This window comes from Marichromatium sp. PS1, assembly GCF_041155115.1.
Taxonomy (GTDB): Bacteria; Pseudomonadota; Gammaproteobacteria; order Chromatiales; family Chromatiaceae; genus Marichromatium; species Marichromatium gracile.
Genome location: NZ_BAAFHB010000001.1, coordinates 220,348 through 234,621, shown reverse-complemented (window position 1 = coordinate 234,621; position 14,274 = coordinate 220,348). Strand labels below are relative to the sequence as shown.

Annotated in this window: 11 protein-coding genes; 7 read left to right on the top strand and 4 right to left on the bottom strand. The window is 68.2% G+C overall.

Annotated elements, in window-relative coordinates; translation table 11 throughout:
* Positions 1–4 precede the first annotated feature (4 nt).
* The 3 genes from ftsA (at position 5) to lpxC (ending at position 3,782) form a co-directional block, all read left to right on the top strand.
* Positions 5–1,240 (top strand): cell division protein FtsA, encoded by a 1,236-nt coding sequence (gene ftsA, locus ACAM26_RS01055; protein WP_123140013.1) that lies wholly within the window; start codon positions 5–7, stop codon positions 1,238–1,240.
* 211 nt (positions 1,241–1,451) lie between these two features.
* Entirely contained in the window at positions 1,452–2,618 is a 1,167-nt protein-coding gene (gene ftsZ / locus ACAM26_RS01050; protein WP_123140012.1) for a cell division protein FtsZ, read from the top strand.
* 252 nt (positions 2,619–2,870) lie between these two features.
* Positions 2,871–3,782 carry a UDP-3-O-acyl-N-acetylglucosamine deacetylase gene (gene lpxC, locus ACAM26_RS01045; protein WP_062277320.1) on the top strand — a complete coding sequence of 304 codons (912 nt, stop codon included), beginning with the start codon at positions 2,871–2,873 and terminating at the stop codon, positions 3,780–3,782.
* 122 nt (positions 3,783–3,904) lie between these two features.
* Here the strand turns inward: lpxC and ACAM26_RS01040 are convergent, their stop codons facing one another.
* Positions 3,905–4,366, bottom strand: coding sequence for a DciA family protein (locus tag ACAM26_RS01040; protein ID WP_123140011.1), 462 nt, complete (start codon positions 4,364–4,366; stop codon positions 3,905–3,907).
* Positions 4,367–4,560: 194 nt separating this feature from the next.
* Here ACAM26_RS01040 and ACAM26_RS01035 point away from each other — a divergent pair, with 194 nt between their 5' ends.
* The 4 genes from ACAM26_RS01035 (at position 4,561) to ACAM26_RS01020 (ending at position 10,619) form a co-directional block, all read left to right on the top strand.
* Complete coding sequence (locus ACAM26_RS01035) at positions 4,561–5,469, top strand: M23 family metallopeptidase (RefSeq protein ID WP_369612957.1); 909 nt, start codon at positions 4,561–4,563, stop codon at positions 5,467–5,469.
* 156 nt (positions 5,470–5,625) lie between these two features.
* The gene (gene secA / locus ACAM26_RS01030; RefSeq protein WP_369612956.1) at positions 5,626–8,448 is read left to right on the top strand and encodes a preprotein translocase subunit SecA; all 2,823 of its coding nucleotides are present in this window, start codon (positions 5,626–5,628) and stop codon (positions 8,446–8,448) included.
* Positions 8,449–8,452: 4 nt separating this feature from the next.
* Positions 8,453–9,667: a bifunctional glutamate N-acetyltransferase/amino-acid acetyltransferase ArgJ gene (gene argJ, locus ACAM26_RS01025; protein ID WP_123140008.1), complete on the top strand. Its 1,215-nt coding sequence runs from the start codon at positions 8,453–8,455 to the stop codon at positions 9,665–9,667.
* Between the two features lie 25 nt (positions 9,668–9,692).
* Positions 9,693–10,619 carry a Nudix family hydrolase gene (locus tag ACAM26_RS01020; protein ID WP_123140007.1) on the top strand — a complete coding sequence of 309 codons (927 nt, stop codon included), beginning with the start codon at positions 9,693–9,695 and terminating at the stop codon, positions 10,617–10,619.
* A gap of 264 nt (positions 10,620–10,883) precedes the next feature.
* On the opposite strand, the gene ACAM26_RS01015 is transcribed toward ACAM26_RS01020, so the two are convergent.
* The 3 genes from ACAM26_RS01015 to ACAM26_RS01005 all read right to left on the bottom strand — a co-directional run bounded on the left by ACAM26_RS01015 (position 10,884) and on the right by ACAM26_RS01005 (position 14,157).
* Positions 10,884–11,072 (bottom strand): DNA gyrase inhibitor YacG, encoded by a 189-nt coding sequence (locus tag ACAM26_RS01015; RefSeq protein WP_123140006.1) that lies wholly within the window; start codon positions 11,070–11,072, stop codon positions 10,884–10,886.
* A gap of 3 nt (positions 11,073–11,075) precedes the next feature.
* Positions 11,076–11,843: a cell division protein ZapD gene (gene zapD, locus ACAM26_RS01010; RefSeq protein ID WP_123142015.1), complete on the bottom strand. Its 768-nt coding sequence runs from the start codon at positions 11,841–11,843 to the stop codon at positions 11,076–11,078.
* Positions 11,844–12,180: 337 nt separating this feature from the next.
* Positions 12,181–14,157, bottom strand: a complete 1,977-nt coding sequence (locus ACAM26_RS01005; protein ID WP_234524420.1) for an LOG family protein — start codon at positions 14,155–14,157, stop codon at positions 12,181–12,183.
* Between the last annotated feature and the right edge of the window lie 117 nt (positions 14,158–14,274).

The following is a 14,274-nucleotide window of genomic DNA, read 5'->3' as shown; positions in this document are numbered from 1 at the left end:
CCGGATGTCGCGACGTAACGACAAGAATCTTTTGGTGGGCCTGGACATCGGGACCTCCAAGGTCGCCGCCCTGATCGGCGAGCTCAAGGATGATGACCAGATCGAGATCATCGGTATCGGCGCCCATCCCTCGCGCGGACTCAAGCGCGGGGTGGTGGTCGATATCGAGTCGACGGTGCAGTCGATCCAGCGTGCGGTGGAGGAGGCCGAGCTGATGGCCGGCTGCGAGATCCACTCGGTGCACGCCGGGATCGCCGGCAGCCATGTGCGCAGCTTCAACTCCGACGGTGTCGCCAAGGTCAACGAGGGCGAGGTCACCCAGGCCGATGTCGATCAGGTGATCGACTCGGCGCGCGCGGTGGCGATCCCGGCCGATCAGAAGACCCTGCACATCCTGCCGCAGGAGTTCATCATCGACGAGCAGGGCGGGGTGCGCGAGCCGATCGGCATGTGCGGGGTGCGGCTCGAGGCCAAGGTGCATATCGTCACCGGCGCGGCGAGCGCGGCGCAGAATCTCACCCGATGCATCCGCCGCTGCGGACTCGATGTCGACGATCTGGTGCTCTCGCAGCTGAGCTCGAGCTACTCGGTGCTCGGCGAGGACGAGAAGGAGCTCGGCGTCTGTCTGGTCGACATCGGTGCCGGCACGACCGATATGGCGGTGTTCACCAATGGCGCCATCCGTCACACCTCGGTGATCCCGATCGCCGGCGACCAGGTCACCAACGACATCGCCGTGGCGCTGCGCACGCCCACCCAGTACGCCGAGCAGATCAAGGTCGAGCATGCCTGCGCGCTTGCCCAGCTCGCCACCGACAGCGAGGCGATCGAGGTGCCGAGCATCGGCGATCGGCCGCCGCGCCGGCTCTCGCGGCAGATGCTCGCCGAGGTCGCCGAGCCGCGTTACGAGGAGCTGCTGACCCTGCTGAAGAACGAGCTGCGGCGCAGCGGGCTGGAAGAGGTGGTCGCCGGCGGCGTGGTGCTCACCGGCGGCGGGGCCAAGATGGAGGGCCTGGTCGAGCTGGCCGAGTCGGTGTTCGACATGCCGGTGCGTCTCGGTGTGCCGCAGCACGTCGTCGGCATGCCCGAGGTGGTCGACAACCCGGCCTATGCGACCGGGGTGGGGCTGCTGATGTATGCGCGCCAGCACCGCTTCGCCCGTGCCCCCGAGATGGCCGAGGGGCCGGGGTTGCAGGGGATGTGGTCGCGCATGCGCGGCTGGTTCCAGGGCACGTTCTAGAGGGACGATGCCGCCGCTTCGGTCGCTCCGGGGCGCTGGTGTCGGCAGGGCGGTGTCGCGAGCGGCACCGTAGTCGGGATGGACCGCGGCCTGCGGTCTCAGGGCCCGGTGTCCGGAGGACGCCGGGGATGTCGGGGGGCGGTGCCGCCTGGAGCGCGGCACCGACGAGGTTTCAGGTTTTTGCGCACTGCAACAAGAGAGGAGATTTCACATGTTCGAACTGATGGACACCCATAGCCAGAACGCGGTCATCAAGGTCATCGGCGTCGGCGGTGGCGGCGGCAACGCGGTCAACCACATGGTCGCCTCGACCATCGAGGGGGTCGACTTCATCTGCGCCAACACCGACGCCCAGGCGCTGAAGAATTCCAACGTCAAGACCATCCTGCAGCTCGGCGCGGGCATCACCAAGGGGCTGGGTGCGGGCGCCGACCCCGAGGTCGGGCGCAACGCCGCGATGGAGGACCGTGATCGCATCCAGGACGCGCTCGAGGGCGCCGACATGGTCTTCATCACCGCCGGCATGGGCGGCGGTACCGGTACCGGCGCCGCGCCGGTGGTCGCCCAGGTGGCCAAGGAGCTGGGCATCCTCACCGTCGCCGTGGTCACCAAGCCCTTCCCCTTCGAGGGCGGCAAGCGCAGTCGCGTGGCCGAGGCGGGCATCGCCGAGCTGGCGACCAATGTCGATTCGCTGATCACCATCCCCAACGAGAAGCTGCTGGCGGTGCTCGGTAAGGAGATGAGCCTGCTCGATGCCTTCCGTGCAGCCAACGACGTGCTGTTCAACGCCACCCAGGGCATCGCCGAGCTGATCACCCGTCCAGGGCTGATCAACGTCGACTTCGCCGACGTCAAGACGGTGATGTCGGAGATGGGCGTGGCGATGATGGGTACCGGCGCGGCCCAGGGCGAGAACCGCGCCCGCGAGGCGGCCGAGGCGGCGATCCGCAGCCCGCTGCTGGAGGACATCGATCTCGCCGGCGCTCGCGGCATCCTGGTCAACATCACCGCCGGGATGAGCCTCACCATCGGCGAGTTCGACGAGGTCGGCAGCACGGTGCGCGAGTTCGCCGACGATGACGCCACCGTGGTGGTCGGGACCGTGGTCGACCCCGAGCTCGAGGACGAGCTGCGGGTGACCGTGGTCGCTACCGGACTCGGCGGCAATCGCGCCAAGGCCCGCCGCCCCGGGCTGCAGGAGCCGGCGATGCGTCTGGTCAGCGGTGACGGCGGTGAGGGTGCGCCCGACTATCGCGAGCTCGATCGCCGTCCGGCGGTTGCGCGCAAGGCGGGTGCCCAGGCGGCCTCGGAGTCGGTCGGGGAGAGCGACCTGGACTATCTCGACATCCCCGCGTTCCTGCGTCGTCAGGCCGATTGATCAGGGGTTTCCCTGTATCTGAAAGGCGTTTTAAAACAGGGGGGTCGTGTCTTGTCGCGTGCGAAACTTGATAAATCTTCGGGAAAACCCTAAGCTATCCGAAACCGCACCCGTCGTGATGACGCGCGTGCACATGAATCGAGCACAGGACGAACGGCGCGGGATCGGTTGAACCGGTCCCGCGCGGTACTCGAACGGCAACCGGCAGGGATCGCCGTCGGCCGCCGTGGATAGCGAGGGGTAACCCGGGCGATGATCAAGCAACGCACCTTGAAGACCGTGATCCAGACCACCGGCGTGGGACTCCACACCGGTGAGAAGGTCGCGCTCACCCTGCGTCCGGCCGCCCCGGATACCGGTATCGTGTTCCGGCGGGTGGATCTCGACACCCCGGTCGAGATCCAGGCCACGCCCTTCAATGTCGGCGACACCCGGCTCTCCACCACCCTGGTGCGCGGCGACGTGCGGGTCTCCACCGTCGAGCATCTGCTCGCCGCCTTCGCCGGCTTCGGCATCGACAACGCCTATGTCGACCTCGGTGCCGCCGAGGTACCGATCATGGACGGCAGCGCCGCGCCCTTCGTCTTCCTCATCCAGTCGGCCGGTGTCGAGGAGCAGCCCAGGGCCAAGCGCTTCATCCGCATCAAGCGCCCGGTCGAGGTGCGTGACGGTGACAAGTTCGCCCGCTTCACGCCTTATCACGGCTTCCGGGTCGATTTCTCCATCGATTTCGATCATCCGGCCTTCCACGCCCGGGTCAATCGCGCCAGTATCGACCTCTCGACCCACTCCTTCGTGCGCGAGGTCAGCCGCGCCCGGACCTTCGGTTTCCTCAAGGAGATCGAGGCGCTGCGTCAGCAGAATCTCGCCCTCGGCGGCAGTCTCGACAACGCCGTGGTGGTCGACGAGTACCGGGTGCTCAACGAGGAAGGCCTGCGCTACGACGACGAGTTCGTGCGTCACAAGATGCTCGACGCCATCGGTGACCTGTACCTGCTCGGCCACTCGCTGGTCGGCGCCTTCTGCGGTCACAAGTCCGGACACGCACTCAACAACATGCTGGTCCGCGCCCTGGTTGCCGACACCGCCGCCTGGGAGGAGGTCAGCTTCGAGGACGGTGAGTGCGCTCCCATCGGTTATGGTCAGCCGGTGGCCGCGATCTGAGTCGCCGGGTCGGGGCGGGGCGACGATGATGACCGTGCCCCGCCCAAGCCAATCCACTGCAGCAACGACCGATCGATGCCGAGGCATCGATCGGTCGTTTGCGTGCGCCCGTGCCCCTGCGCTCAGTCGCTCGAGGTGTCGTCCTCGGCATGATGCTCGGCGAGCCGTCTGAGCGTGGCGGCGAGCTCGGGGTCGTCGAGGTGTTCGGCGGCGGTGCGCAGGTGTTCGACGGTTGCCGCTGAGAGTCGACGCGGAGTACCGACCTGGGCCTTGGGAGCGTGCTGGCGTTGAGGTTGCGGCGGCCGGGTCTGGATGCGCACCGCGGTGAGGTCGCGCGCGGCCAGCGCGGCGCCGAGATCGCGGGCGAGAAAGCGCGCGCGGGTGGCCCACGCCGGCGAGTCGAGTACCAGCACCAGGGTGGTGTCCTCGAGGTGGGCGTCGATGCAGTGACGCTGCAACCCACCGGGGACGCGTTGACGAGCGGCCTCGAGCAGCTCGAGCTCACGCTGTCGCCGGGCGAGCCGGTCGCGCACCATGGGGTTGTTCCAGAGCAGGTCGTGGATCGTCTTGGGCCGGTCGGGCATCACTGCGGGCTGTCGCTGTGTCGAGGATGAGGCGTGCACTGGTGCCCGATGATATCCATGAGGCGTAGGTATTCAATCATCGGGCGTTTCCGGTCGATCGCCAATGGGGCCGTTTCGGCAAAGCCATGATCAAATCACGTCGCCATAGTATAAACTCGCGCCCTCTGGCGTGAGCCCAACCGTAGAGAGAAGCGATGCATCATCTCGATCGAAGCAAGGCCCTGCGCGGCCAGGTGATCCTGCTGGCCCTCGGGGCCTGCGCCCTCGGTGGCGGCGGGATCGGATTCCTGACCGGTCAGTCCCTCACCCGCATCGAGCCGCCCGCTCCACCGCCCGCCTCCGCATCCACCCTCTCGATCCCCGCCACCCCCTCCACCGATGAAATCAACGCGCTCGCCGCCCGTCTCGGTGAGATGCAGGCCGAACTGCTGCGACTCAATGCGCTCGGCGCGCGGCTGGTGCAGATGTCCGGGCTCGACGCCGAGGAGTTCGACTTCGATCGACCGCCGCCGCAGGGTGGACCCGCCGAGGGACCGGTGCGCGACTACACCATCAAGGAGCTGGTCAGCGAACTCGGCAGCGTCGCCAGCCTCATCGATGATCGCCAGCGCAAGCTCGGGGTGATCGAGGGCGTGGTGATGGAGCAGGGGCTCAAGGCGCAGGCGTTGCCGACCAACTGGCCGGTCGCCTCCGGTTACATCACCTCCAACTTCGGCTATCGCATCCATCCGACACGCAAGGTGCGGTTGTTCCACAGCGGTGTCGACTTCGCCAGTCCGCGCGGCACCCCGATCGCTGCGGCTGCCGATGGCGTGGTCGAGTTCAGCGGCCGGCGCAATGGCTACGGTTGGGTGGTCGATATCCGTCACATGGACGGGCTGATCACCCGCTACGCCCATAACAGCAAGAACCTGGTCGAGGTCGGGCAGATGGTGCGCCGGGGCCAGAAGATCGCCACCGTCGGCTCGTCGGGCGTCGCCACCGGTCCGCACGTGCACTTCGAGGTGCTCAAGGACGGCGAGCCGGTCGACCCCATGGCCTATCTCGGCAAGACGCCCAAGCGCACCCTGGCCGACGCCGGTGCCGATCAGTCGGGCGGCTGAGCGTCGTCTGCAGCTTCACCGGGGCGTGTCACGCGTCCCTCGTCATGCCGTGCGCCCTGCGGGGGCCTCGTTCGCTCCGCCCCCGGCGGTCCCGCAAGGGTCAAGTAAATCCGGTACAATTTCCCGATTTTCCCAGGACAGGTTTCAGTCAATTCGATGGTCACTCAACTGCTCAAGAAGGTCTTCGGCAGCCGCAACGATCGCCTGGTCAAGTCGCTGCTGAAATCGGTCGCGAAGATCAATGCACTCGAACCCGAACTCGAGCGGTTGTCGGACGAGGCGCTCGCGGCCAAGACGCCCGAGTTTCGCCAGCGGCTGGCCGGCGGCGAAGCCCTCGAGGCGCTGCTCCCCGAGGCCTTCGCGGTGGTGCGCGAGGCCGGACGACGGGTGCTCGGCATGCGTCACTTCGACGTCCAGATGGTCGGCGCCATGGTGCTCAACGACGGCAAGATCGCCGAGATGCGCACCGGTGAGGGCAAGACCCTGGTCGCGACCCTCGCCGCCTATCTCAATGCGCTGCCCGGCAAGGGCGTGCACGTGGTGACCGTCAACGACTATCTGGCGCGTCGCGACGCGGCCTGGATGGGACGTCTCTATCACTTCCTCGGGCTCTCGGTCGGCGTCATCAACTCCTCCGGCGGCATGGGGCCGGACGCCGCCTCCTACCGCTTCGATCCCGACTACGTGCCCAGCGGGGACGCCGGCTACCGTCACCTGCGCCCGGTCACCCGGCGCGAGACCTATGCCGCCGACATCACCTACGGCACCAACAACGAATACGGCTTCGACTACCTGCGCGACAACATGGCCTTCTCGGCCGAGCAGCGGGTGCAGCGCGATCCCTTCTACGCCATCGTCGACGAGGTCGACTCGATCCTCATCGACGAGGCGCGCACGCCGCTGATCATCTCCGGTCCCTCGGACGGCAACACCGAGCTCTACAACCAGGTCAACGCGCTGATCCCGCGGCTGACCCGTCAGGAGCCGACCACCAACGAGGACGGTCAGCCCGATTTCGGTCCCGGTGATTACTCGGTCGACGAGAAGATGCGCCAGGTCTATCTCAGCGAGGAGGGCCACGAGCGCGTCGAGCAGATGCTGCTCGAGGCCGGACTGCTCGAGGCCGGCGCGAGCCTCTACGACCCCGGCAACATCGCGCTGATGCACCATGTCTACGCGGCGCTGCGTGCGCACGCCCTGTTCCAGAAGAACGTCGACTATATCGTGCGTGACGGTCAGGTGATCATCGTCGACGAGTTCACCGGCCGTACCATGCCGGGGCGGCGCTGGTCGGAGGGGCTGCATCAGGCGGTCGAGGCGAAGGAGGGCGTGGACATCCAGCCCGAAAACCAGACGATGGCCTCGATCACCTTCCAGAACCTGTTCCGGCTCTACCCCAAGCTCTCGGGCATGACCGGCACCGCCGACACCGAGGCCTACGAGTTCCAGCAGATCTATGGCCTCGAGGTGGTGGTGATCCCCACCAACCAGCCGATGATCCGCGACGACCGTGGCGACCTGGTCTATCTCACCCAGGACGAGAAGTATCAGGCGATCATCGAGGACGTGCGTGACTGCGTTGCGCGCGGTCAGCCGGTGCTGGTCGGCACCGCCTCGATCGAGACCTCCGAGCTGGTCGACCGGCTGCTCACCAAGGAGGGGCTCGGCCACGAGGTGCTCAACGCCAAGCAGCACGAGCGCGAGGCCGGCATCATCGCCCAGGCCGGTCGCCCCGGCGCGGTGACCATCGCCACCAACATGGCCGGTCGAGGGACCGACATCGTCCTCGGCGGCAACCTCGAGGCCGAACTCGAGGCCGCCGGCCCCGATGCCGACGTCGAGGCGCTGCGCGCCGACTGGGAGCAGCGTCACGCGGCGGTGCGCGAGGCCGGCGGTCTGCACGTGATCGGCACCGAGCGTCACGAGTCGCGGCGCATCGACAACCAGCTGCGCGGCCGCTCCGGGCGTCAGGGCGATCCGGGCTCGACCCGCTTCTATCTCTCGCTCGAAGACAATCTGATGCGCATCTTCGCCTCCGAGCGGGTCGGCGCGCTGATGAAGCGTCTCGGCATGCAGAAGGGCGAGGCGATCGAGCACCCCTGGGTGACCCGCGCGATCGAGAACGCCCAGCGCAAGGTCGAGGGACGCAACTTCGACATCCGCAAGCAGCTGCTCGAGTACGACGACGTCGCCAACGATCAGCGCAAGGTGATCTATCGCCAGCGTCGCGAGCTGATGGACGTCAACGACGTCAGCGCGACCGTCGCCGCGATGCGCGCCGACGTCCTCACCGAGGTGATCAACGGCTACATCCCGCCGGAGAGCTTCGAGGAGCAGTGGGACCTGCCCGGTCTCGAGGAGGCCCTGGCCGAGCACTTCGGCGGTGATTGGCCGCTGCGCCGTTGGCTCGAGGAGGACGACTCGCTCCATGAGGAGACGCTGCGCGCGCGCATCGCCCAGACCCTGGAGGCGCGCAACGGCGAGAAGGAGCAGCTCATCGGCGCCGACAACATGCGCCAGCTCGAGAAGGCGGTGATGCTGCAGACGCTCGACGCGCAGTGGAAGGACCACCTCGCCGCGATGGACTATCTGCGCCAGGGCATCCATCTGCGCGGCTATGCGCAGAAGAACCCCAAGCAGGAGTACAAGCGCGAGGCCTTCGAGATGTTCTCGGCGATGCTCGAGGCGATCAAGCAGGAGGTGATCGGCACCCTCGCCAAGCTGCAGATCCAGACCGCCGCCGACCTGCCCGAGCGCCAGTCCGCGCCGAGCGCCGACTTCGAGTTCAAGCACGAGACCTTCACCGGACTCGACACCGACCAGGCCGAGCCCAAGCCCGAGGCCGACCCGGCGGCACGCGCCGCGCAACCCGAGGGCGATGCGCCCTATGTCCGCGACGGTCGCAAGATCGGGCGCAACGAGCCCTGTCCCTGTGGCTCGGGCAAGAAATACAAGCAGTGTCACGGCAAGGCGAACTGAGACCATGACCAGCACCGACACGATCGACTTCCTGCCGGTTTCCGGCATCCGTCTCGGCGCCTGTGCCGCCGGTATCCGCTACCAGGGGCGTGACGACCTGGTGGCGATGGAACTGGCCGAGGGGACGACCTGCGCCGCGGTGTTCACCCGCAACGCCTTCTGTGCCGCACCGGTGACCCTGGCGCGCCGCCATCTCGCGAGCGCCGCGCCGCGCTATCTGCTGATCAACGCCGGCAATGCCAACGCCGGCACCGGTCGACAGGGGCTGGAGGCGGCGCAGGCGAGCTGCAGCGCGCTGGCCGGCCTGGCCGGCTGCGCTTCGGAGCAGGTGCTGCCCTTCTCCACCGGGGTGATCGGCGAGCACCTGCCGGTCGAGCGCTTCAGCGCCGCGCTGCCGGGGCTGCTGCCGGTGCTCGCCGCCGACGCCTGGCCGGCGGCGGCACGCGCGATCATGACCACCGACACCTTCCCCAAGCTCGCCTCGCGCCGCTTCCAGTGCGGCGGACAGACCGCGACCCTCACCGGGATGGCCAAGGGCTCGGGGATGATCTGCCCCGACATGGCGACCATGCTCGCCTTTATCGCCACCGACGCCGCCATCGCCCCCGAGGTGCTGCAGCAGGCGTTGCAGACGGCCAGTGATCGCTCCTTCAATGCCGTCAGCGTCGACGGCGACACCTCGACCAACGACGCCTGCGTGCTCGCCGCCACCGGCGCGCTCGGCAATGCGCCGGTCAGCGATCCGGCGAGCGCCGATGCGACGGCCCTGCAGGAGGCGCTGGAGTCGCTCTGCACCGAGCTGGCGCGGGCCATCGTCAAGGACGGCGAGGGCGCGACCAAGCTGGTCACCATCGCCGTCGAGGGCGCGCGCGACTGGCACGAGGCGCGGCGGGTCGGCTATACCATCGCCCACTCGCCGCTGGTCAAGACCGCGCTCTTCGCCTCCGATCCCAACTGGGGTCGGATCCTCGCCGCGATCGGTCGCGCCGGGGTCGAGTCGCTCGACATCGACCGGGTGCAGGTGTGGCTCGGCGACGTGGCGATCGTGCGTGACGGCGGGCGTGCCGCCGACTACGAGGAGGCCGCCGGCGCTGCGGTGATGGCCGAGTCCGAGATCCTCATCCGTGTCGATCTCGGCCGCGGTGAGGCCGAGGCCCAGGTACTCACCTGCGATCTGTCCTACGACTATGTCCGCATCAACGCCGAATACCGCAGCTGATCGCGATCCCGCCGAGATCCATGTCATGGTCGGCGCCATCGCCGACCATGAGGGCCGGATCCTCATCGCCCGTCGTCCCGAGGGCGTGCACCAGGGCGGGCTGTGGGAGTTCCCCGGCGGCAAGCTCGAGACGGGCGAGTCGCCCATCGCCGGGCTCGCCCGTGAACTCGACGAGGAACTCGGTATCCGTGTCGAGCACAGCCGACCGCTGATCCGGGTGCGTCATCACTACGGCGACCGGCGGGTGCTGCTCGACGTCCACCGGGTCGAGCGCTATGCCGGCACGCCCGAGGGGCGCGAGGGCCAACCGCTCGACTGGGTACATCCCGAGACGATGGACCCCGACGACTTCCCCGCCGCCGACCGGCCGATCATCACCGCGCTGCGCCTGCCCCCGCTGATGCTGATCACCGGGGCCGATCCCGAGCACACCGGGCAGTTCCTGCGCCGGCTCGAGCGCGCCCTGGAGGACGGGGTGCGACTGGTGCAGCTGCGCGCGCATGCGCTCGGCGCCGCCGCCTATCGCGCGCTGGCCGAGCAGGCGTTCGAGCGCTGCGAGCGTCATGGTGCCAGGCTGCTCCTCAATCGCGCCCCGGAGGAGGTCGTCGGGGTGCCGCGTCACGGGCTGCACCTGGGCTCGAGCCTGCTCGCGCGGCTGGGCGCGCGTCCCGGCGCGCCCGGCGAGCTGGTCGGCGCCGCCTGTCACGATGCCGCCGAGCTCGATCGTATCGCCACCCTCGGACTCGACTACGCGCTGCTCTCACCGGTCAAGACGACCGCCACCCACCCCGGCGCCGCGGCCCTCGGCTGGTCGCGTTTCGCCGCCATCGCCGCCACCGCCAATGTTCCGGTCTACGCCCTCGGCGGCATGACCCGCGACGACCTCGACACCGCCTGGGACCTCGGCGCCCAGGGCATCGCCGCCATCCGCGGGCTGTGGCCCGGCGACTAGCTTTCAGCGGCCAGCCGCCAGCCATCAGCTACCGGCCACCAGCCACTTGCCGCCAGCGTCGTAGGATGGGCAAAGCGCAGCGTGCCCATCGAGGCGCACGCAGGCGCCGGGCACGCTGCGCTTTGCCCGGGACGGGTCGCTGTTGGCCGGGAATCGACCGTCATCCACGCCCAAAACCCCTTCGTGTCCTTGGCGGCTTTGCGGTTCAATCCCGCTGGCCGCTGGCCGCTGGCCGCTGGCCGCTGGCCGCTGGCCTGGGCCGACTCAATGCTCCGGCGATGTCTGCTGGGGCGGGATCTCGGGGTCGGTCGGTTCGCTGATGCGGTGGTTCTCGTTGAACCACTCGCCGAGGTCGATGAGGCGGCAGCGCTCGCTGCAGAAGGGGCGCCAGGGCGAGTGCTCGCTCCATTCGACGGGGGCGGCGCAGTTGGGGCAGGGGACGGTGATGGACATGGATCAGAAAAGACAGCAGGTCAGTCGGAAGGGGATGTCGTCGCTGGTCTGGGCCGGGCGCTCTTCACTCTCGATGGTCATGAAGCGGATGCTGAAGCGGTTCTTGTGACCGCTGACCTCGGGGTAGAGTCCGCTGTTGGCATCGACGCCGATGCGCACCAGTTGTGGCGGCACCTGGGTCTCCAGCGCCTCCTGATAGAAGCCCGCCTCGGCCATGGCCTGACGCGGCGGGGCGCTGGCGCGTACCAGCGAGAGTGTCAGCGCGATCGCCTGGTGGGCCGGGCGCAGGTCCTCGAGCCAGTCGGCCAGACGCTGTTGACGCTGTTCGGGCGGTTGCAGCAGCCAGTGGTGGAGTTGCGGCAGATCGAAGCTGCAGCTGCCGCCGGGGATGCTGTTGCGCTGGGCGACGCCCTTGAGGAAGTCGTCCTCGCGGGCGATCTGGCCGATTGGACCATCGATGGCGAGGATGGCGTTACGCGAGCGCTCCAGGTCGCTGAGCACGCGCTCCAGGGCGCCGGGGTCGACGCCGGGCCGCGAGGCGATGCGGCGCAGGGTCTCGAGCGTGCGTTCGAGTTCCTTGAGCAGCTCGTTGCGCACATCGGCGCGGGCGGTGATGGCGACGATCTCGATCAGGCTCTCGAGCGCGGCGCGCGTCGCCCAATCCTCGGGCTGGGGCGCGAAGTGATCGAAGCGCTCGAACAGGTGTTCGAGCCGGAGGAAGGTCCGGGTGCGCTCGTTGAGCGGATGTTCGAAGGTCAGGACTGTCGGCACGGCGGATGTCTCGGGATCAATTCGACCCTTGGCTCTCGGTGGCTGGCGCGGTGCGCGGCCCCCGGCTGACATTGACCGCCGACGCCCGACGGGCGTCGGCCCCTCGCTCGATTGTGCGGCTTTTGTTCACAGAAGTCACGGGGGGATCGGGCTATGGCCGCCAGCCAGCCGCCAGCCACCAGCTGCCAGTCACCAGCTACCAGCTACCAGCCACCAGTCACCAGTCACCAGTCACCAACTACCAGCGGGCGTGTGCATTCAGCCGCAGCGATGAGTGAAGGCCGACCTTTCCCTACTGGAGGCTGACCGCTGGTGGCTGATCGCTGATCCCCCTTTCTCAACCCAGCCGCAACGCCTGCTTGTAGAACCTGGGCACGGCGTCGGGGTCGCTGGTCATGAGGATGTCGTCGAGCAGCCAGTGCGGCATCCGGCCCTGGTCAGCCATGTGCGCGAGCTGGGTCTGGAGGCCCTCCCAGTAGAAGCCGTCGCCGCAGCCGTCGAAGAACACCAGGGGGCCGGATTCGATCACCCCGAGCTTCATGTCGGTGAGGGTCAGGCCGATCTCCTCGAGGGTGCCGACGCCGCCGGTGAGGAAGATGTGGAAGCTGGCGATCTCGAACCAGCGCTGGCGCGACTGTCGGCTGCGGCTCTGGAAGGTCTGGTAGAAGTCGGCGCTGTCGTTGGGCTTCTGATCGATGGTCTCGATGAAGCTCGAGCCGACCATCAGCCCCATCTCGTGGGCCACGTCGGTGACCTGCTGCATGGCCCCGGGGCCGCCGCCGGTGAGGATGCTGATGTCGTTGCCGAAGAGTCCGCGCAGGTTGGTGAGCAGGCGCTCGACCTGGGCGATGCCGTGGTCGTTGAGCGGTCTGGTCGAGCCGTAGATGGCGAACACCAGGGTGTCGTGGAAGCGCGAGACGTTCTCCGGCGCGGTGAAGTAGCCGCGCAGCCCGCGGAAGACGTGCTTGACCACGTGCCCCCGTGCGTCGTTGCACCAGAACACCTCGATCCCCAGTCCCTCGTAGTCGGCCAGCCGGCCATGATCGCGTGCCGAGAGGAAGTGTCCGTGCTCGAACGAGGCGCGGCGGAAGATGATCCGGCCGATGCGTTGCTGCAGCGCGGCGGCGCAGATCTCGGTGTGCTCGACCAGGTTGGGGAAGTAGCCCAGCAGCAGGGTGGCGCGCGCGCCGTCGGGGAGTTCGGAGAGCACCGAGGTGCCGCACTCGGGGCGGGTGTCGAGCCTCAGTCCCTCGGCCACCAGCCCGGCGGCGAGCTCGGTGCCGCGACGCGGATCCGGCGGGGTCTGCGGCTGGGTCCAGATGTGCTCGGGCTCGTCGCCGACGCGCAGTCGCGCGGGGGCGTGGCTGATCGCCATCATCCGGTGGGAGTAGTGGTCGCGGTTGGCGCCGCTCTCGAGCCGGTCGAACACCGCCTTGAGGGTCTCGAACTCCGGGTCGGGTTGGCTGCCCGGCTCGCCCTGACGCTCGGGGCCGCCGTGCCAGTAGCGACGACGGGGTTCGAGTGCGATCGCCTCGTGGACGGTGGCGGCGACGCTGGGGTTGATGATGAGCTGGTCGGAGCGGTTGATGAACTCGAGATAGATGTTGGTGCCCCGGGTGGTGATCGGATCGAGCACCGTGGCCTGCAGGTGCAGCCCCAGCGCCTCGTCGAGGTTGCGCAGCACCACGTAGTGACGATGGAGGAACATCGAGCAGGCGGTGACCAGCCCGTCGCGCGGGGGCAGCTCGATGTGCTCGACCGGCTCGCGGATCTGCAACCGGTTGAGCAGGTCCTTGCCGTCGGCATGGGTGGCGATGGCGGTGACCTGCTCGATACCGAGCGGCTGGGCGAAATGGAAGATCTGGCGCTGCGGGCGCAGGATCAGATAGCCGTTGCTGTCGATCGAGAAGCCGGAGGGTACCTGGATGGCGTTGTCGCGGATCAGTCGGTGGATCTCGGTCGAGTCGAGTCGGGTGTCCTCGGGACAGAACACCAGTCGCCCGACGCGCAGTCCGGGGACGACGATGCGCTCGAGATGCTCGCCGATGCCGTAGGAGGCGATGGCGGCGACGATCTGCAGGCGCAGGTCGCAATAGGTGTGGTCGAAGGTCGGGGCCGGCGCGGCGGGGACGATGTTGATCCCCAGTCGCGCCAGTCGGCTGCGCGCGGCGAACAGCAGCTCGGACTCACGCCCGGCGACGCGGGAGCGGAACTCGGGGCCGAGTGCGAAACGGGCCTCGACCAGGAATCCCTCGTCGGTGCGCTCGACGACCTTGGTGATCCAGCCGTCGCTGGTCTGTGGAGTGGCGTACATGGCAGCATCCTGAAACGATGGTGTCAGGGAAGGCGACCCGATCGATGGTACGCCTCCATCCCCGCTCGCGCGACCAGGGGGTGTTGGCCTGGGCGTGACGATTGCGTGACCGGTCTG

What these genes read in the sequence shown, in the direction of transcription:
- lpxC (WP_062277320.1), top strand. Translation starts at nt 2,871, where the DNA reads ATGATCAAGCAACGCACCTTGAAGACCGTGATCCAGACCACCGGCGTG.
- ACAM26_RS01005 (WP_234524420.1), bottom strand. Translation starts at nt 14,157, where the DNA reads ATGTACGCCACTCCACAGACCAGCGACGGCTGGATCACCAAGGTCGTC.
- ACAM26_RS01040 (WP_123140011.1), bottom strand. Translation starts at nt 4,366, where the DNA reads ATGCCCGACCGGCCCAAGACGATCCACGACCTGCTCTGGAACAACCCC.
- ACAM26_RS01015 (WP_123140006.1), bottom strand. Translation starts at nt 11,072, where the DNA reads ATGTCCATCACCGTCCCCTGCCCCAACTGCGCCGCCCCCGTCGAATGG.
- ACAM26_RS01020 (WP_123140007.1), top strand. Translation starts at nt 9,693, where the DNA reads ATGGTCGGCGCCATCGCCGACCATGAGGGCCGGATCCTCATCGCCCGT.
- ftsZ (WP_123140012.1), top strand. Translation starts at nt 1,452, where the DNA reads ATGTTCGAACTGATGGACACCCATAGCCAGAACGCGGTCATCAAGGTC.
- argJ (WP_123140008.1), top strand. Translation starts at nt 8,453, where the DNA reads ATGACCAGCACCGACACGATCGACTTCCTGCCGGTTTCCGGCATCCGT.
- ftsA (WP_123140013.1), top strand. Translation starts at nt 5, where the DNA reads ATGTCGCGACGTAACGACAAGAATCTTTTGGTGGGCCTGGACATCGGG.
- secA (WP_369612956.1), top strand. Translation starts at nt 5,626, where the DNA reads ATGGTCACTCAACTGCTCAAGAAGGTCTTCGGCAGCCGCAACGATCGC.
- ACAM26_RS01035 (WP_369612957.1), top strand. Translation starts at nt 4,561, where the DNA reads ATGCATCATCTCGATCGAAGCAAGGCCCTGCGCGGCCAGGTGATCCTG.